This is a genomic window from Vibrio sp. 03-59-1 (genome assembly GCF_013114135.1).
Classification (GTDB): domain Bacteria; phylum Pseudomonadota; class Gammaproteobacteria; order Enterobacterales; family Vibrionaceae; genus Vibrio; species Vibrio cortegadensis.
On the sequence record NZ_VTYA01000002.1, the window covers coordinates 324,020 to 342,436 of the forward strand.

Consider the following 18,417-nt stretch of genomic DNA (forward strand, 5'->3'; position numbering starts at 1 on the left):
ATTTGATATAAACGGCAACATTGATGGCGAAAACAGCAAGAGATAGAGATGGCACGCAAAGGTTTGCGCAATCGGTAAGTTTTAAGGTTGTTGTAACTAATTGATTTTATTAATAACAGCTAGAAGTGCCGGGTAAGAAGGGTATTTAGGTTTGGAATTTCTAAGATGATATCACAAAAAAAATGCATTTATCAGACTTGCCGAATGGAAATCAGGGCCTATAATGCTGAAAACCGGAGCGTCTGCCAACGCTCCGGTTTTTTTGTGTCCGAAAAATGGTAACGACTTCTGCCAAAGTCAAAACCACGCATAATGCGAATGACACATAAGTTAATGAATCAAGGAATTACACCATGCGTATCGAACAAGAACTTAAGTTAGGTTTTAAAGATGTACTGTTTCGCCCTAAGCGTTCAACTCTAAAAAGCCGTTCTCAAGTAAATTTAACCCGCGATTTTACATTCAAGCATAGTGGTCGTCAATGGTCAGGAGTTCCGGTAATCGCTGCAAATATGGATTCTGTTGCCACTTTTGAAATGGCAGCTGCTCTCGCAGAACATGGGGTGATGAGCGCAATTCACAAGCACTACAGCGTAGAACAGTGGGGCGAGTTTGTTAAAAATTCAAATGCTCAGACGCTCAATAACGTGTTTGTTTCATCTGGAACCTCGGATGCTGATTTTAAAAAACTTCAAGAAATAATGGCATTTAGCGATGAACTGGCTTTCATCTGTATCGACATTGCTAATGGTTATTCAGAGCATTTGGTTGAGTACGTTGAGAAAGTGCGTGTTGAGTTTCCAACCAAAACTATTTCTGCTGGAAACGTTGTGACTGGCGATATGTGTGAAGAGCTTATTCTTGCAGGCGCTGACATTGTAAAAGTGGGTATTGGCCCTGGCTCGGTTTGTACGACTCGTGTAAAAACGGGCGTTGGCTACCCTCAACTTTCTGCCATTATTGAATGTGCGGATGCTGCACATGGTCTAGGCGGTATGATTATCGGAGATGGTGGCTGTTCATGTGCTGGTGATGTGTCGAAAGCGTTTGGCGGTGGTGCTGACTTTGTAATGCTTGGTGGCATGTTAGCTGGGCATGAGGAGTCTGGTGGTGAAGTTGTTGAAAAAGACGGCAAACGTTTTATGAAGTTCTACGGCATGTCTTCAGAAAGTGCGATGGCGAAACACTCTGGCGGCGTTGCAAAATACCGCGCAGCAGAAGGCAAAACTGTTTTACTTCCGTTCCGTGGTTCTGTTCATGATACGATTTCTGACATCCTTGGTGGCGTACGTTCAACGTGCACATACGTAGGCGCAGCAAAGCTTAATTTTTTGCTCAAAAACAGCATTTGTCTCAAAAGTGTCTACACAGGATTTATGATGACTTTGTTATATGCAGTTAGATTGCATTGTTATTCATTGTGGCGAGGTTTGATATTGGATTCTTTGTTATAGCTTCAGCAAGATGATCAGGAGCAAAGTGCGAATATCTCATCGTCATTTTAATATCTGCATGGCCTAAAATATCCCTCAATACAAGTATATTCCCGCTGTTCATCATGAAGTGGCTAGCGAAAGTATGGCGAAGAACGTGAGAAGCTTGGCCATTAGGCAAATCTATTCCCATCTTTTGCTTCAAAATGTAGCAGAAAGGGGTATAGCACTCTTCAAACAGTCGGCCTGATGTTGGTTTGTATATTTCGTTATAAAGCTCTTTAGAGATAGGTACAGCGCGATTTTTCTTATTTTTAGTGTTGGTAAATATCACCTTATATTCGCTGAATTGTGAGCCAGTTAATTTAGCGGCTTCATTCCATCTCGCACCAGTTGAAAGGCAAAGCTTTACAATCTTAAGCATGTCTGTTCGTTTGTGTTTGGCAACAAGATCAAGAAGTAGAGCGATTTGCTCGTGAGTGAGATACGCCATCGTTCTTTCTTGTAACTTGAAAGGCTTAATCGTTTCTAATGGATTTGGCTTTGACCATTCACCAAGTTCTTTTAGTTTCTCAAACACAGCTTTAAATCGAGCGAGTTCTGAATTCAGTGTAGAAACGCTGACCGTTTTTCTATTCCATTTATCATCAACAAAGATGATGTCGCCTGCCATTCTTTGGCGCCTAAAGTCAGCATAAATTCGAGCAGTGAAGGTAGCAGCTACAGGGTTGTTCATGGCCTGAACCATGTGATTAAATTTCTGATAAATGACAGAGCCATTAGAAAGGTTAATACCATACATCGTAAACCAAATGTCCATCAGTTCAGATAATCGGCGATAGTCTGAAGGCTTATCTAGCCATGGTTTTTCGATACTACCATTAGACATTTTATAGTTTTCGAATGCTGTTGCTTCACCTTTAGTCGCAAAGTTTTTTCGAATACGCTTTCCGCTACGCCCGTTAGGGTAACAGTCACAAAGCCAAGGTTTGGCGGAACCGTCTTTTAAGTTTCGAATCGACATACAAACACCATGACTGTTTTTATATACAGTAATTTTATGCTAATAAATTTGCAATGTACAAACTAGTGAATAATAAACAAGTTGAATAAAGATCGTTGTCACAGTATATACAATTGCAAATTGCTACAGAGAATATGCAACTGGTAACTTTTAGATAAGATATCAATAAGTTGGAGTGCTTATGATTGTTTGTACTTTTCGAGAAGATGGAAGCCGTTGTACTACTGAAGATTATGAAGCTGACCCAGATAAATATCGAGGCTTAATTGATTGCTCTGTATGTACTCGAAAGGCGTGGTTTGTAAAAGGTTACAAAACAGCAAAAGTGGATCGCATGGCATGTTTTGGTGCAAGGCATGCCGAGGGGTGCGATGCTTCAACAGTCATGCTTAACCCGGATGAAACTGATGAAGACAAAGAAGGTGATGGTGATACCACATCTGATATCAAAGTTGATTTGGATAAAGCTAATAATAGTTCACTTTATATATCAACCGATAATGGAAAGCATGGTGACGAAGAGTCAACGTGGGGGAGCTCTAAGCAGTCTAAAGGGCTAGGGAATGGTAGTGGTTTTCCATTAAATAAGTCACTGAGGGCGTTGCTCACTAATCTATGTCGTAATCCAAACTATGCAGATAAAGGGCAGACGATTAAGATAGTGACTGATGGTGGGCGGGCCATTATTGATGGCGTGTTGGCTGATTTTTTAGTGCCTATTTCGGATGTTACTAGAGAGCACCTTGGAAAAGAGTATATATTTTGGGGTGAAATAAATAACCTTAACATTGATAAGAAAGGGACACTTTGGCTCAATTATGGGGATTATAGGAAAGAGCCAAGCATCAGCTTAACGGCATCATTGAAAGACCAAATATTAACAAATTTTAAGTTAAAGGAAGTGGCCGAGCTTGATGGTTCTGATGTCATTATTGTCGGCCACCTCGGATTTTCAGAAAACAACAAAGCAATTATTAGTACTGGTTTTACAAAGTACCTTTCGTTTAGAAAGATGAATGTTGTAAACGACGTTGAAGTTGTCGAATGAACTTAAGTAAAAGCCCCTTTCGGGGCTAATTATTACATTATAGATATTAATTCTTCCATTAGTTGTGCTCCTCAATGTGACCCCATATTTGCTTGCACAAGGTTTTTAATTCAGGAGTGAGCTCCCAGTGTTGTTCGTCCATCACTTTAATTGCAGTATGGCAAAACTTAACTTTGTCCTTGATGGTTCCTGATTTATCACCGTAAAACTTACGATCTAATCCTTGTGGTTTAGTTACATAAGGTTCAAGTATGCGGCCAATGCCTTCCTTTTCCTTTTCAAATATTTTGTCCGCGATTTTACTAAAACGATCAATAGAACATCCGTCACGTTGAGTGAATGTTTCCCATCGCTTTTTTGCAGTTTCGATTAATATATTTTGTGGAATGTAGTTTTCGATTTCTTTCCAACCAAGTAGTAAAAAGCTATCACCTAAAGCATCTTTTAACTCTTCGGTTCTATTTCCCTTGCCATCAATATCAGCATCCGCAATTAATAGGATGTTTTTATTAAGCTTCTTAGCAGGAGTTTGTTCGTCAGTTACCTCATCGCCAAATGCCCAGTGGGTAATGTTGCTGCCTTGGTATTCTGTAAATACATAATGTAGATTTTCATGGTAGCTATTTAGTTTATTAGCTTCTTGAGTATTTCCTGAATCTCGAAGTTCTTGGATGTACTTTTTCATGTATGTTCGTAAGTAGAGCTTATCAGTAACACCTTCAACCCAGATGGAGCAATTTGCTAGTAATACGGATGAAGCTCGTACTCCTAAGCTATCAAGTAACTGACTATATTCTTGAGTTGGAGTGACTACTGTCTCATCATTTTCTTTGCGAACTTGTTGGATCGACATATCATCACGTTCTTGCGCTAGATCTAATAGGTGATTTGAATGCGTGGTCATAAAGAAAATATGTTCTTCATGCTGGGCAAAGGTCTCTATCAGTGTCCTCTGTAAACCTGCATGTAAGTAATGTTCGGGTTCTTCAATAAAGAATATAGTAGGTTTTTCAGCCATGAAAATTGGAAAAGTTAAAATGATGATAGATTGAATACCGTCACCAAGATCATAGATGGGGCGCTCATCTTGATTCCCTTCCTTGAAATATACAACATCTTTACCAACCATAGGGACTAATGAGATATCTTGACCAAAGAAAAAGTTTGATGATAAATACTCTTCATATCGTCTGATTTTTTTTCGCTGTTCATGTGTGCCAAGTAGGTGTTTTGTTAAATCTTGATATAATGTAAAACCAGTAAAAATCTGGCCTAGATTACTGCTTTTATTAAAATAATCTTTTATTGTTCGTATTGAAAATAAATCTTCATGGGAGTCTAAATGACTTTCTAAATTTCGAAGGCTACGTAAAGTCGGTATATAGGAAAATTGCCATAGGATACTATTTAGGGAATCATATTCCTCGATAGCCTTTTCGTTAGAAGAGTCGTTTAATTCTGTTATTAAATGACTATCTAATATTTTAATGTCGGAATCTTCTATAGAATTATAATTAGCTAGGGTGAGAATACGGTAACTTAATTTATATATATTTATTGGCTTGTTTTCTTTAATTAAAAAGTCAATGGCTTTTTTTATGTTACGGGTATCTAAATATGGTTCTTCATTTTCGAATTTCGTAAGTGTATGCTCGGCTCTTTTTTTTGCTTTTTTGATAATATCAAGAATAGGTAGTGCGTAGGTTTCAATAATCCAATTATTCGCGTCGTTTGAAAATATTTCTCGTAATTTTCGACTCTTCCCTGAATTGTTTGGGCCAATAAAAAGGTTAATCTGTTTAAGATGAATCAGAGCCCATTCTTTATCAGAAAAAGCAATTTTATTTATATTGTTTGTACATTTATTCATGTTCAATATCTTCAGGAATCTCGCCTGTTTCAATCATTGCTTCGAGTTGGAGTTTGTTTAGAATCATGACACCTTGTGACATCGCTTTTTCTAGCTTCTTGGGGCCTGCGTTGTAACCGTAACATAAAATATCTAAGTGTTTTGTTACTTCCCCCCGAACCTGCATGTCATGAATTTTAGCGAGTGCTATTAATTCTTCTTTATCGGATTTTTTGAAACCAGTAAAACAGATGTCTAATGTTTCTGGGCTCGAATAGCGGTTAGCATTTTTAGAACGTCCGGTCTCAAATTCAAATCCAGCGTCGGTGAGCTTAGCTTCAGCTTCTTTAAAATAGGTTTCTGCTTCTTGGATTGAATCGTGTACTGCAAGAATATGGTCGGCTCTTAAAGTTCGAGGTGAACCATTACGTAAGCACCAACCTTGAATGTGGGTTGGTTCGTCATTCTTATCTACAGTAACTTGGGTTTTGTGTAAATTTTGAATGCTTAGTCTGTTTCGTTGGGACAGATAAGTACAAATGAATCCATTTTCCATATAACACCTAGCCAATTAGTATTAATTATTTTTTTTCATCACTAGCGCAACTCTACCCACTACCCTTACTTCATCTTCTTCGACTGTAAGAGTCGAACCGTTGAAGCTGATCGCCAGTTTCTTACCCGGTAAACGTTGAATGTCGTTTAGAGACAACAACCCATCCATATCTACAAGATAAGTGCCGTTAACTGCTTGGTGAATTTCTTTGTCGATAATGAATGTAGTTCCATCTTGTTCGATGCCCATCACATTTAAAACGCCAAGCTTGTCTAAATAGCTTTTATCAAAAGCCAGCGTTTCATTTCCCACTAATTTTCCATTCGACAGTGAGAATAGATCCACATCAAATAGATTTTTGGGCTCATTTTTCTTGGAAGTATGCTTTTGCGTTGTTTTATCAGGGAATGGAGAACCCTCGCCTAATATCAAGTATTCCAAGGATGCTCCAGTGTGCAAATGAACGCGAATTATCACCTCGTAAGGTGTTAAATTCCGTTGGTGCCACGTTGACATAGTGGATTTAGATACTTCAAGTACTTCTGCAAGCGTTTGAAAATCACGTGTTCCTGTGACTTCCTTCAATCTTTCGGTAACATCTCGGCCAGAAATGTATGCTTTAGGGTGTATTTTGTCTTGTGATTCACGCATAAACGATCTAATATCTTTGCTCAAGGGTGAATGTTGAGCTGCAACTCTACATTCCGAAGTAAAACATTCAATGACTAAACAGGATATCACTATGCTCTCATATCAAGTAGTCCTAAATACGCCTTTCATGACTTACGATCAATATTCTCAGTTCTCTGGTATGCCAAAACGTACCATCATGGATTGGGTAGCAGATGGTCGCTTACCTATTAAAAAGAAAGCAAAAGGTAAGGAAACTCCCCTAATCAATATCATCGCCTTAGTTGAATTGGCGACTCGTGAAGCAATGGAAAACATGGGGTAGGTCATGCGCTTATCCTCCTTGATTCCCACCAAAGAGTATTGCCCGTTGTGGCTTAATATTCTTGGTTGGGGATTCGTTTTCGTTCCGTTTATCTTCAATTGAGTATTGGTTATGAATGAAATTGACTCAATGTGCGAATTCCGTGGCTCTAAACAAAAGGCATTTAACGAAGCGTGTTGTGCATTTGCGAACTCGGAGAATATGACCAAGTTAGCAAAAGCCACTGATATGAATGCCACGATGCTACGTAACAAGCTTAATCCAGAACAGCCGCATGTGCTGACTTGTGTCGAGCTAGTGGTGATCACGAAAGCAAGCGGCAACTACACCATTCTTAATAGCCTTTTGCTTGGCCTCGGAGTTGTCACAGCACAAATTCCAGATGATGCGAATGAAGAAACTTTCATTAAACGAGCACTAGAGAACGCAATACATTCTGGTGATTTGTCTCGCTTGGCACTAGAACACGCAGGAACGAGCAGGCTAACCCGAATTCACAAGCACACCATTATTAAAAAAGCACAGGCAAGCATCAGCAATCTCGTGCTTTTGATTTCCGATGTAGAAAACCGCACGACAGGCGTAACCCCATTTTTAAGTATGGGCGTGGATTTCATCGCCAACGGTGCACCCATTCCAGGCTTAAGTTAGAGGAATTACTCATGTCAGTTGCCATTCAAACTTTAGAAAACCCATGCCATCAGCCATGTCCTGATATGGCTTCTTACTCTTTAACCAGAGAGCAAAAAGAACGTGGTTTAACTTTTTTACAGCGCACTCGCAAAGAGCTGCGTGATCGCCAATTAGCCTCACTTCGTGAAACCAGAGCCAAGTTACAAGCACAAGAGAGAAATAGCGACAGCATCACCGAGCAAATTCGTCTATCGAAACAGATTCGAAAGATTGAATTAGAGGCCAATAGCGTGATTGAACGCTGGTCTTAACAACCCGATTTACTAAGCCAACCTAGCCATTGGGCATTTTGCCCGTATCCCTCTTAATTTCTTAGCCGATTGAGGGAGGGATTTTTTTATCCAAAATTTGAGGATTTGAGTATGAGTAGTCTCGAAATGCACCTTCTTGAACAGTCTACCGAGCTGATCTTAGGACGCTTTAAATCAAGCAGCACAGAGCTGCAACACGAAATGTTATGCCACTTGGACGCCATTGGAAAGAAACAGCAACCACTTGAAACGCATCGCCCACAGTCTGAAGTGTTGGCAGATATTAAAGAAGCTATGGAATGTGAACGCGCTCGTTTCTTCTTTGGTCATTCATTCCCTAGCTGGTACCGCAGTGGTCACATCAAGCAAATATCACAACTTCATCACTGGGCAAACTTAGACATGAGCAACCGCCGTCTGTTTCTTGAAATGCTGGCACTGCGTGATCTAGGCCATTTTGATGATGAAGAGCTTTATCAATTTGAGCAGTACTGTTTGTCTGTAGTGGGAGAGTGAATATGAGCCAAGGAACTAACTCTAGAGAACAACAGTTGATTGAGTATCTAAGAGACCGACTACAAGAAACGTGCGATTGCATTGAGGCTAGCTACGACGTAATGCGTGAATCTGGGGTCACAATCTCTGATTCGCAAATGACAGTCGAAGGCGCCCAAGTTTTTATTGAGGAAGCTAACCAATATTTAACTGATATCGAAGAGGTGGGAGCATGAGCATCATCACCGTATTTCGCAAAGATTTAGAGCATGGCCTTAATGGCGAAGGTTTCACTACTCGCAAAATTGAACAATTTCTTCGTGTATTCAAAACAGTCGAATCTAGCCAGGGCGAAATGCTTGAGCTTGATTCCATTCGCGCCATGTTGGTGAACGTAAATGGCACCGAACAAGGTTTATGCCTAGAAGATTTTATCACCGCTTGGTGGGTTTTCTGGGTAGTGGTTTACAGCCAATCTTCTGATGACAAATCAATGGAACTCCAAGCTTTAGGCGCAATTCGTGCTCTTTTCTATGTGTCTGCTTGTGTTCGTAGTGTTAGCCAAAACGCATCAATGCAGATGTGGTGGCGCGACTGTGAACCAGAACATGGCTATCCAACTTTGGAGGCATGCTGATGCTGAATTATGTAGCAGTAGCTTTAAACAGTGGCGGCGGTGTGGTTCGCGATGCTGAAACATCAGAAGTGATGAATGTGCAGTTAGGTGAGTTCGATTTACCAGAGAACGCCATTGATACAGCTTGTGAGTTGTTCAACTGCAAACACGTAATGAATGGGGTGCTCGTCAAGGGCAACAACACTGGTGGACACATGATTATGGATACACAGGAGTTTAGTGAGTTATGAGTGAAGGAATGAAAATCGCAGCTGAAGCACCAGATTACATTGAGATATTAATTGCAGAGATGCTTGCAGGAGGCCACCCAGATAATGAAGTGCTATTAGGCACATTACTTACTGGTAATGAAGAGCTTCAAGTTCAACTGAAAATTACTCGTAACCCTGCTGATTTTTTGGATGAAGGTTAATGACATCCAATTACGCCACCAAAAAAGAAAGACGTTCATCTAAGAAGCTACTAACTTCGGGTGAGCGTCTTGTTGCGTGGAACCAAGATATTGATGTTCATAGTCTTGAATACAGTGAACTGCAACAAGAGAAAGCACAGGAAACATATTTAGAGTGGCTAGGGTGTGATCAAGAATTGCAGCCTGTTGCTAGTGATATGGTGCTATCTAGCAGACGTGTTTTTGATCGCGAACCAGAAAACCTTTCTGTTGTTGAGCGCAAGCTTTATGAAGCAAGCCCTGATGATAGTGAATGGTTGTTTGGTCACTTCTCTGATCTTCCTTCTTATCTAACCAAGTACTTTGCCAACCGTTATGTTTCTCTTTTTAAGAAAGAAGGCCGTGATGTAGCAAATACATATATTCGTGAAAAAATGAAGCCTGCTGCCTTACGTGTTCGTGAGGTTTTAAAACAATACAAACAATTACCGACCACTCATAAGGTGGCTTCGCTTAGTGACGATTTTGCTGATGAAGAGCAGAGCAACACTGAGCAAAGCAACTTTCATAAGCCAAACGAACAAGTGAGTTTTGATTTTGAAGCGATAGAAAAGAACAGTAAGCCAGTGAAGAATAAAATTCTTGCTGAACTGGAAGAAGAAGAACTGCGAGACATGGCGTTTAAGCTATCCGCGATCCTTATTAAGAAAACTCAATTGATTGGCGTTCAGCAGGGAAAAGAAACAGAAGAAGAAATTGATGAAGCTTTGCCGATTATTTATGAAGAACTCGCAGAGCTTGTTCGTGAGTTTGGTATTAGCCCTCCCCGTAAATATAAGAAACAAACCGCAGAAAGTGCCATTACTGATATTTCAAAAATAGTCAGCGAAACATGGCTGCTTCGTCGTTTAAAGAAAATCCGCAAAATCATGCGTGAACATTTAGCCATTGCGATGGGGCAAGTGTCTTATCGCGCTTCAGCTTATTCTTCATGGGGCTGCATTCAAGCCCACCAATTTCAACAAAAGAAAAATTGGGATTACCTTCAAAACCACTTAATTAAAGAAGAAGAGACAGGTGAAGAGGCAGAATTGGCCGAGATGGTACTTAAAAGTATTTCAAACCCTGCAATTCGCCGTCATGAATTAATGGCTCGTTGCCGTGGTTGTGAAGACATCGGCAATGAGCTTGGTCTGCAAGGTTTGTTCTTAACCCTTACCACGCCTTCTACATTTCATAACAGCTACAAGAAAGGTGGCTTTATTCCTCACTGGAACGGTTCAAGCCCTCGTGATGCTCAAACTTATTTAAATAATGTGTGGCAAAAGATACGAGCGAAGTTAGGCCGCGATGAGATTCGTTGGTTTGGGGTTCGCGTGGCTGAGCCACATCATGATGGCACACCACACTGGCACCAATTGATCTGGGTTAAACCAGAGCATGTGGCAAAGGTGCGTGACATCTTTATTCGTTATGCGATTCAGCAAGACAAAGAAGAGCTTTACCCATTTTTTGATCGCAATGAAAAACGAGCGGAAAAGAAGAAAGCGATTCAAGGTCCATTCAATTATCGACCTCGCTGTGACTTTGGTTATATCGACCCAGAGAAAGGCACTGCTACGGGTTACATCGCTAAATATATTTCTAAAAATATCGACGGTTATGCAATGGGTGACGAGATTTCGAAAGAAACAGGCAAGCCCGTTCAAGCAATGGCGAAAAACGTTGCCGCATGGAGTAGCTGTTGGGGTATCCGTCAATTTCAATTCTTTGGTGGTGCTCCAGTCACGACTTACCGAGAGCTACGCCGCTTGACAAGCCAGAATAAGAAAGCATTCATGACGTATGTTTTTGAGCAGCAACGTAGTGACTTAATCACGATTTACTCGATGTCTTACCTTCATTTAGTTGGCCCGTTTAAGCCTGCTGATGTAATGACCAATGCAGAGTTAGTTGAGGCTATTGCTGCCAATTATCAACCACGCATGAAAACAGATGAAAGCACTGTGGCTGACACAATGAAAGCTGCGGATAACGGGCATTGGAAAGGCTACATCATGGGGCAAGGTGGGCCGTTCGTTAAGCGTGAAGATTTATTGATAACTAACTCTTATGAAGTGCTGCCATTTGCCTCACCGCATGGTGAAGATGTTCGCAAACTTGAAGGTTTTGTTGCAGCAGGTGAATTGGTTAAAACACGCTTGAAAACATGGACGATTGTGAGTAAATCAGAAGATAAGAATACCGACGATGTTGAAGCGGGGGCTCTTGCTTCCGCTCTTGATCTTGCTCTTCCTGACAGCTCCGCTGTCTCTCGGAGTTCTGTCAATAACTGTACGCACCCACAGAAAGTACAGATTAGCGATCAGCTTAAGCGGCTATTAGAACCTTACTCAATTAATGGAGGTTTACCGCCAAATATTGATGAAGATGCACTAACCGCGCTGCTAAAAGGCAGTTCAATTCGTATCGATAATGAAACCAGTATAAGAGTCCGCCCTGCGGAGGTAGACGAGCACGGCAAGAAACGCCCAGCGCAGCTCGTAGAGGAGTACGAACCCAAGCCAGATTTAAGTTGGTTAGATGATTTCGAGGTTAAACAGCCTGAACCTTTAACTGGGGAAGATGAAGACTATGAATATGAGCAGCCTGATTTGTCAGAATTCAGTACTAGTAATCGGCAACGCAAATCATGGGCAGCATATCGAAGCATTATTGAATCAGATGATTGGCCGCTAGTGTAATGGTATTGAAAAGAAAGCGGTCACTTGCCTTTAGCGTTCGCGTATGCGTTGAATTTTGGTTCAACTTTAATTTGAGATTTACGTTTTCGAGGGAAGTATTGATCAGTTAGTGCCTGACTAAAATCGATAAGCCTGTTGCTATAACCTCCACCCCGTTTTATACGTTGAACCCAGCCTCTTTCAAAATCATTAAATTCAGCAGTTCCCATATTATAAGGATTACAACATGTACTTGAACGTAAGCCTTCGTCATAGGCTTTACTTCTTCCAATACGGTCCATTTTGTAACTCCAATTTTGTCATTTATCACGTGATAAATATGCTCCTAAGCTCTTATTAGGTAAAGAGGAAAACCTAAATAAAGTGAAATCGATGTCATAGATAGTGATATCTGTGAGGTAATTACAATAAAAATACTGTATATTTACACAGTATTTTGGTTTGAGGTAGGGCTATGTCATTAAAAGACAAAGACATATTTTTACAGGCAATGGAATTTATCATCGATGCTGTAGCACTCAGCACAGAAGGTGAAAGCCGTGCTGATATTGGTATTTATATGATGAGTTTATTGGTCGCAGACCAAAGAGAAGAATTGAAACCGGAGAGTCTCAGTTCGATTAAGCAGCTAATCGAACTGGCTGATAACGTCGATTGTTCAGAGTTTAAATTATAGGATGGAAAGTTGCTCTTTTAGCTCTGTACGTTGATCTGGTGCTAGAGCTTTTATCATTTCAAAAGCTAACTGAGAAGTTGTCTTAGCTGAAGGGCTAAGAGTATGGCTAAAGGTTAGGTTCATCACAAAAGAGTGGCCACATTCGGGGTCACTACAACTACAATATAAGTCGCTATAACTCGCTGAAATACGGTTTGATTTCTGTATGCGGGCTTTCTCACCGCACTCTGGGCAAACTACTCTCATATGACACCATGAACCTATTTGACTGACAGGTTCATAGTACTAAATTATGGTGCGTTTTTATACTGCGTAATATGTGTAGAGCTTTTACTCAAAAAAATAAAGAAAAAACCATCATATTTCTAATAAAAAGTGGTCAAAAGTATCACTTTGACACTAAATTGATGTTTATCCAATAAGCAATCGATTACCTTGTGATCGATTGGTGAGGGTAACGGTTTCGTTCTCATTATATGATTTTTAAGGTAGGTATTACGCCGTTAGTCATGGCGTTAATGAGTGTGGAGACATTAATGAGTATTAAAGATTTAAGTGTAGTAAAGAAAATTTGGTTGAGTTATTTAGCTGTTTTTTTGGTTTTTTCAGTTGTTGCTGTAGTAATGATGTCGAGTCTATTATCTCTGAATAAAAATACAGCGATGTTAACCGATAAAAGTTTGCCGTCGGTGGCATTGCTTAAAGGCATTCAAGTTGATATTACAAAAGTTCGTAAAGATGAATTTTCGCTTCTGCCAAATGCAAAGCATCCCAAAATTGCGGAATGGATAGAGGGGCTTGAGCAGTGGAGGAAAAATGTTCAACAAGGTATTTTGTCGTATGAAGCTCTAGCGCTGAGTGAACAAGAAAAGCGTTCTTTTAAAGTATTTAAAGACACATGGAATAGTTATATTTCCGAAACGCAGCAATATAATTCTTTACTTGCGCAAGGTGATGCAGAAAAAGCCAATGAAATTGTTTTGTCTAGTTTTGCGACATATGCAAAAGCTCTTAATAGTTTAGACGATACGCTTAGCTTAAATGATGAGCTTATAAGTAAGATAAAAGCGGAAGTACAAAGTGAATCTCAGTCGACTCAACTTACTGCTGCTGTTGGTTCATTAGTCATTATTTGTATGATAATTCTTTCATCAGTTCTTTTATCTCGAGTAATTTGTAAACCGGTTAATCGAGCATTGTGGTTTGCTTCTCAGATAGCTAAAGGTCAGTTGAATAATACAATTGATGAAAAAGAGTTAACTAAAGATGAACTTGGAACTTTGCTTAAAGAGTTAGTATTAATGCAGAACAACTTGCATTCTTTAGTATCAGAAGTTAGTGATTCAACAATTCAATTAACAGCTGCAGTGGAAGAGGTGAGTGCAATATCAGCGCAAACGGCTTCAGGAATGCAAAATCAACAATTAGAGTTGAGTTCTGTTGCTTCAGCTATGACAGAAATGCAGGCTGCAGTTAACGAGGTGGCACAGAATACAGAAAGTGGAGCAACCTCAGCAAACTCAGCAACTGAAGTTGCAAAGCACGGAACCGAGATTTTAAATAAAACAATCCAAGAAATCGATAAGGTCACTAAAACAATACAAAATACAGATGAATTAGCGAGTGATCTAGAAAATAGTTCAAGTAGCATCAATGTGGTTGTCGATGTTATTCGAGGTATTGCGGAACAGACGAACCTATTAGCACTGAATGCTGCAATAGAAGCAGCCAGAGCTGGAGAGCAAGGGCGAGGCTTTGCTGTGGTAGCTGATGAAGTTCGTTCTCTGGCTCAGCGAACGCAAGAGTCTACAACTCAGATTGTCGATATTGTTGAAGATTTACAAGAGAAAACTATCAAGATGGGAGAGGCAAGCCGGGAGTGTCAGAGTGGTATCGCTACATGTGTCGACCAGGTGAATGAGGCTGGAGAACAAATTGATATGATCGAACATTCGGTAGAGAACATTGCGCAGATGAGTACTCATATTGCAACAGCTTGTAGTGAGCAAAACTCAGTATCGGAAGAGTTGAATCGAAGCGTTGAACATATTAATTCGGCATCCTCAGAAATGGCAGAAGGTACTTCACAAACCGCTATAGCTTGCCAAGAAATCAGTAGCTTAGCGCATAATCTTCAATCGAGGATGGGAGCGTTCAAGTTATAGGTATTACAGCAATACTGTTTAATTAAGAGTTATAAAAACGCCTGCATTCTTTGCAGGCGTTTTTTGTTTATAGTAATGAATGACAACGTCACGGAAAGCACGATTGCGTGACGGAAAACGCACTCCTCCTCCCCACCTGCGACGTTTTTGATCTCATTTTTTCGCAATTTTATTTCAGCGAAATTAAGCCACCTCATAAAAGCCTCAACATGGCGCAAGCCCTTTAGGAATAACGGGGCTTGCAGAGAATTATCTCCTCTGAAAATGGCTTAAAATAGGGCTAACAAAATTGCGAAGAGTGCAAAAAATTGCAATAAATTGAAATTCTGATGATCACAAAAGATCTCTTTGTTTTTGTAACTTGTTGATTTTATATGGTGTTTGTACTTTACGTCAGGTTTTTGAATGATCTCTTGTTGTTTTTAATGATCATTTGGTGTGCGGGTCAGCCCTTATAGGGTAAGGGCTGAGGGAGAATTGAAAGCGTAAAACAAAATTGCAAAACGTTTCACTGTATCATTGAGAGTATTACGTGGCCTCATTGTCTAAATCGAATTCAAAATGAAGGTTCTTTGGTACTTCTGGGTCATTATTCACCGCATCCATAAACATTTGGCAGGCGGGTATCACTTCGTTTTTGCTGTAGACATAATCAAACTTGATTGGGTCGCCACGAGTACCACCGTTTGGAATGATCGCGGCCAGTTCCACAGGGAACCGATGTCCGGTGATCACTTCTTGCGCCGTGACATTCTTAATCTTCTCGTATTCATCTTTGGTGGCGATGTCCCCAACAGGGATAAGTTGAATGCCTTTCTCATTGCCTCCTGGAATATTAATGAACATCGAGCGAAAGTTTCCCACACCACGGCTTGAGGCCATCTTGGTTTTTAAATCATCTTCGTCTTCCTTGCTCAAGTTTGGGTCGGTCGCGTAGAAGATAAAGCCCATATGCAGGCCGTTCTTGTAGTAACGGCGGCGGAACGTGGTGGAATCTTGACTCAATAGCGCAGATTGAACGCACCCTAAATAATCGGGGCCACCATAAACTTGCTGAACTGGGTCATATTGCTTAATGAATATGATGTCTTTTTGTTTGTAAGTACGCTGCTTATTCTCCCGTTCAAGAAAAGCAAAATCGCCGTTTTTACGTTTGCGAATGTACATAGTAGGAACAGGCCAAAGCCCAACGACTTTGCCTAAATAATTACGCAGCTTAAGCAGGGCGGTATCACCAAACTCTAAATAATCATGAACGGCGGCTTGTACTTGCTGCTTTTGCATTCCACCTTTCACAAAGCGGCCTGAAATCATATTGCGCCGCGCCATTAAAATGGAGCCATGGTAAGCATTGGCTCGGGTCAGCTTATTTAATCCCGTTCTATCGAGTGGCGGCTCCCAGTAATCATCCTGGTCATTGTAGAAAAGTTCGTTGTAATCGTAGTTGGTAAAGTCTCTATCCATCACTTCAGGTGAGCCAAAACTAAACATGATGCTTTCTTCATGGTTTGATTCTTTGGCTAACGTGTCTTGTGTGGGTAGGTCGGTTGTCTGCTCAGTCATTTAAGTTGTCTGCCAAGTTGATTTGCGTTTTTCAGAATGGTCGAGAGGTTCATTGATGCAAGCGTGAGAAATCGCCCAAAAGGCATCAGCGTGACCCGTTAACTCGCTACGCTCTGCTTTGAAAGTCATGTTATTTCCGCAGTTAGTCGTGGCGCGTTTAATGGCCATGAACGCCATGGCAATATCTTTGTGCTCGGCATCAAACTGGATGCGGTTAGCTTCAACCACATCAATCATTTTCATCACTAAGCGGTTCTTACTTTCATTGCTGTATTGAATGGCCACGGTTTCTCGTGGGTGCTTCTTCTTGATCAAGTCAAAAACACCGGCACCAATGCCCGTGGTATCGATGCCTAAGTAACTGACGTTGTAACGTTCGAATACCTTTGAGACTTGCTGCGCTTGGTATTGGAAGTTCAAACCACGCCAATAATGCTTTTCAAGAATGCGAAATTTTTCAATAGCAACAATCGGTGGGGCCACGACCACCAGGCAAGCATTGTCACGGGTTCGACTTGGGTCGTAACCAAGCCATACTTCACGGCCTGAAAAGGGGTCTTTGTCTCTTGGGTTAAAATCTTGCCATCGACTGATATCCACCATGGCTTTTTCAAGTGCTGAGAATTTGAAGACGGAAGTGGCGCCATCGACAAATACACACATGAACAGGTTTTCAAAGTCGTCCTTGCTGTATTCATCACGCAGCTCGTCAATATCGAAAAGTTCACAACCGCCAGCTGCGGCATCTTCAATGGTCACTACATAGCGCCACTGCTTATCTGGGCAAAGCCTGCCGTTGTCTCGGTATTCATCAAAGGATGGAAATTCAATGTTGGCGCGAGTATCACGACCTTTACGCCATTGGTCACCCGTCCAAAAAGTATAAGCTTGATGAGTTTTAGCGGAAGGCGTCGAGAAGTAGGTTTTGCGCCAGTTTCTGTGCGTGGCCATGGCCGAAGCTAGTTTGTTTAGCTCATCGAACTTGGGGATCCAGAAATACTCATCCACATAAACATGGCCATGGTAACTCTGCGCGGTTTTTGAATTGGTTGATAGAAAACGCAGCTCAGCGCCGTTCGATAAAATGATCGGGTTGCCGGTTAATTCTATTCCTAAAAACTCAGCCGCAATCGCAATAATGTAACTGCGAAAAACTTCAGCTTGAGCGCGAGAAGCAGAAAGAAAAATCTGGTTATCGCCAGTTAAAATGGCGTTCTCTAGTGCTTCACCACTGAAGTAGTAAGTCGCCCCAATCTGACGGGATTTGAGGATGTTTCGAATACGTTGATGCAAGTTGTCACGCATCGTGAGTTGGTATTCAAAGAGCGAGTCATGCCAGGACTTAAAGTTTTCTTCACTCAGCTCGGAGATATTGTTTTTACCTTTCTTCTTTTTCTTATCGTCTGATTGAGTCGTGCGAGAAGATTTGCCGTTCGATTTTGATTTAGGTTTAGAAGAAGAGGGTGGCTGTTGTGTGTTGGAATGCTCAGTGTTTTGCTTTTCTTGAGCACGGAATTTCTTGAGGTGTACGTGATGCTTGATAAGTCTATCAAGCATATCGAGCTGGCCTTTGGTTGGGCTTTCCAGCTCTAACAAGGTTTCAATTCTACGCGCTATCGACTCATCAATAGTTTGCTCGCGCAGCATGTCACGCCATCCGTATTTGTCAGCCCAGTGATAAAGAATACGGATGCTGTTCAAACCTAATTCGGAAGCGATTTCTTTGGGTGTCCAAGCCTTTAAATAAAGGGCTCGGGCCGCGTGTCGTGTTTCAGAAGTATATGCCATGAGCCAATCATACGCGCAGGCAACCCCCTAAATTGCATAGCAAAATTCGGATGCGTTCGGATATAGCCTGTATCCGAATTGGTCGGAATTGAAGTGGCTGAAAGCGCCGATTCAAAGGCGTATTGTGATTATCACTAAGACGCAAACAG

General features: G+C 41.0%; 21 protein-coding genes. 13 read left to right on the top strand and 8 right to left on the bottom strand.

The window, feature by feature from the left end:
• Positions 1-353: 353 nt before the first annotated feature.
• On the top strand, positions 354-1,454 hold the full coding sequence (locus F0249_RS03270; protein WP_171755850.1) for a GMP reductase: 1,101 nt from the start codon (positions 354-356) through the stop codon (positions 1,452-1,454).
• Here F0249_RS03270 and F0249_RS03275 read toward each other — a convergent pair.
• Positions 1,399-2,457, bottom strand: a complete 1,059-nt coding sequence (locus F0249_RS03275) for a tyrosine-type recombinase/integrase (RefSeq protein ID WP_171755851.1) — start codon at positions 2,455-2,457, stop codon at positions 1,399-1,401. The genes F0249_RS03270 and F0249_RS03275 overlap by 56 nt on opposite strands.
• Before the next feature lie 181 nt (positions 2,458-2,638).
• Here F0249_RS03275 and F0249_RS03280 point away from each other — a divergent pair, with 181 nt between their 5' ends.
• On the top strand, positions 2,639-3,505 hold the full coding sequence (locus tag F0249_RS03280) for a hypothetical protein (protein WP_171755852.1): 867 nt from the start codon (positions 2,639-2,641) through the stop codon (positions 3,503-3,505).
• A 58-nt stretch (positions 3,506-3,563) separates the two neighbouring features.
• On the opposite strand, the gene F0249_RS03285 is transcribed toward F0249_RS03280, so the two are convergent.
• Genes F0249_RS03285 through F0249_RS03295 form a run of 3 tightly spaced genes read right to left on the bottom strand, consistent with a single transcriptional unit; the run spans position 3,564 to position 6,561 of the window.
• Positions 3,564-5,375 (bottom strand): ATP-binding protein, encoded by a 1,812-nt coding sequence (locus tag F0249_RS03285; RefSeq protein WP_171755853.1) that lies wholly within the window; start codon positions 5,373-5,375, stop codon positions 3,564-3,566.
• Positions 5,368-5,910 carry a hypothetical protein gene (locus tag F0249_RS03290; RefSeq protein ID WP_171755854.1) on the bottom strand — a complete coding sequence of 181 codons (543 nt, stop codon included), beginning with the start codon at positions 5,908-5,910 and terminating at the stop codon, positions 5,368-5,370. The genes F0249_RS03285 and F0249_RS03290 overlap by 8 nt, the downstream gene beginning before the upstream one ends.
• A 21-nt stretch (positions 5,911-5,931) precedes the next feature.
• On the bottom strand, positions 5,932-6,561 hold the full coding sequence (locus tag F0249_RS03295; protein ID WP_171755855.1) for a phage repressor protein CI: 630 nt from the start codon (positions 6,559-6,561) through the stop codon (positions 5,932-5,934).
• Between the two features lie 91 nt (positions 6,562-6,652).
• Here F0249_RS03295 and F0249_RS03300 point away from each other — a divergent pair, with 91 nt between their 5' ends.
• From F0249_RS03300 to F0249_RS03340, 9 genes are all read left to right on the top strand, one after another.
• Complete coding sequence (locus F0249_RS03300) at positions 6,653-6,865, top strand: hypothetical protein (RefSeq protein WP_171755856.1); 213 nt, start codon at positions 6,653-6,655, stop codon at positions 6,863-6,865.
• A gap of 111 nt (positions 6,866-6,976) precedes the next feature.
• On the top strand, positions 6,977-7,516 hold the full coding sequence (locus F0249_RS03305; RefSeq protein ID WP_171755857.1) for a phage regulatory CII family protein: 540 nt from the start codon (positions 6,977-6,979) through the stop codon (positions 7,514-7,516).
• 11 nt (positions 7,517-7,527) lie between these two features.
• A complete protein-coding gene (locus F0249_RS03310; RefSeq protein WP_171755858.1) occupies positions 7,528-7,809 on the top strand; it encodes a hypothetical protein in 282 nt (93 codons plus the stop codon).
• Between the two features lie 111 nt (positions 7,810-7,920).
• Positions 7,921-8,325, top strand: a complete 405-nt coding sequence (locus F0249_RS03315; protein ID WP_171755859.1) for a hypothetical protein — start codon at positions 7,921-7,923, stop codon at positions 8,323-8,325.
• 2 nt (positions 8,326-8,327) lie between these two features.
• Positions 8,328-8,540: a hypothetical protein gene (locus F0249_RS03320; RefSeq protein ID WP_171755860.1), complete on the top strand. Its 213-nt coding sequence runs from the start codon at positions 8,328-8,330 to the stop codon at positions 8,538-8,540.
• Complete coding sequence (locus tag F0249_RS03325; protein WP_171755861.1) at positions 8,537-8,941, top strand: hypothetical protein; 405 nt, start codon at positions 8,537-8,539, stop codon at positions 8,939-8,941. The genes F0249_RS03320 and F0249_RS03325 overlap by 4 nt, the downstream gene beginning before the upstream one ends.
• Positions 8,941-9,171, top strand: a complete 231-nt coding sequence (locus F0249_RS03330; protein WP_171755862.1) for a hypothetical protein — start codon at positions 8,941-8,943, stop codon at positions 9,169-9,171. The genes F0249_RS03325 and F0249_RS03330 overlap by 1 nt, the downstream gene beginning before the upstream one ends.
• A complete protein-coding gene (locus tag F0249_RS03335; protein ID WP_171755863.1) occupies positions 9,168-9,353 on the top strand; it encodes a hypothetical protein in 186 nt (61 codons plus the stop codon). Before F0249_RS03330 ends, F0249_RS03335 begins: the two co-directional genes overlap by 4 nt.
• On the top strand, positions 9,353-12,076 hold the full coding sequence (locus tag F0249_RS03340) for a replication endonuclease (RefSeq protein WP_171755864.1): 2,724 nt from the start codon (positions 9,353-9,355) through the stop codon (positions 12,074-12,076). Before F0249_RS03335 ends, F0249_RS03340 begins: the two co-directional genes overlap by 1 nt.
• Before the next feature lie 20 nt (positions 12,077-12,096).
• On the opposite strand, the gene F0249_RS03345 is transcribed toward F0249_RS03340, so the two are convergent.
• Positions 12,097-12,357, bottom strand: a complete 261-nt coding sequence (locus tag F0249_RS03345) for a hypothetical protein (RefSeq protein ID WP_171755865.1) — start codon at positions 12,355-12,357, stop codon at positions 12,097-12,099.
• 173 nt (positions 12,358-12,530) lie between these two features.
• Between F0249_RS03345 and F0249_RS03350 the strand changes: the two genes are divergently transcribed.
• Positions 12,531-12,752, top strand: a complete 222-nt coding sequence (locus tag F0249_RS03350; RefSeq protein ID WP_171755866.1) for a hypothetical protein — start codon at positions 12,531-12,533, stop codon at positions 12,750-12,752.
• Here F0249_RS03350 and F0249_RS03355 read toward each other — a convergent pair.
• Positions 12,747-12,998, bottom strand: a complete 252-nt coding sequence (locus F0249_RS03355) for an ogr/Delta-like zinc finger family protein (protein WP_171755867.1) — start codon at positions 12,996-12,998, stop codon at positions 12,747-12,749. The genes F0249_RS03350 and F0249_RS03355 overlap by 6 nt on opposite strands.
• A 290-nt stretch (positions 12,999-13,288) precedes the next feature.
• Here F0249_RS03355 and F0249_RS03360 point away from each other — a divergent pair, with 290 nt between their 5' ends.
• Positions 13,289-14,917: a methyl-accepting chemotaxis protein gene (locus F0249_RS03360; protein ID WP_171755868.1), complete on the top strand. Its 1,629-nt coding sequence runs from the start codon at positions 13,289-13,291 to the stop codon at positions 14,915-14,917.
• A 528-nt stretch (positions 14,918-15,445) separates the two neighbouring features.
• Here F0249_RS03360 and F0249_RS03365 read toward each other — a convergent pair.
• Both F0249_RS03365 and F0249_RS03370 read right to left on the bottom strand, forming a co-directional pair.
• A complete protein-coding gene (locus F0249_RS03365) occupies positions 15,446-16,480 on the bottom strand; it encodes a phage portal protein (protein WP_171755869.1) in 1,035 nt (344 codons plus the stop codon).
• The gene (locus tag F0249_RS03370) at positions 16,481-18,268 is read right to left on the bottom strand and encodes a terminase family protein (RefSeq protein ID WP_171755870.1); all 1,788 of its coding nucleotides are present in this window, start codon (positions 18,266-18,268) and stop codon (positions 16,481-16,483) included.
• Positions 18,269-18,417 lie beyond the last annotated feature (149 nt).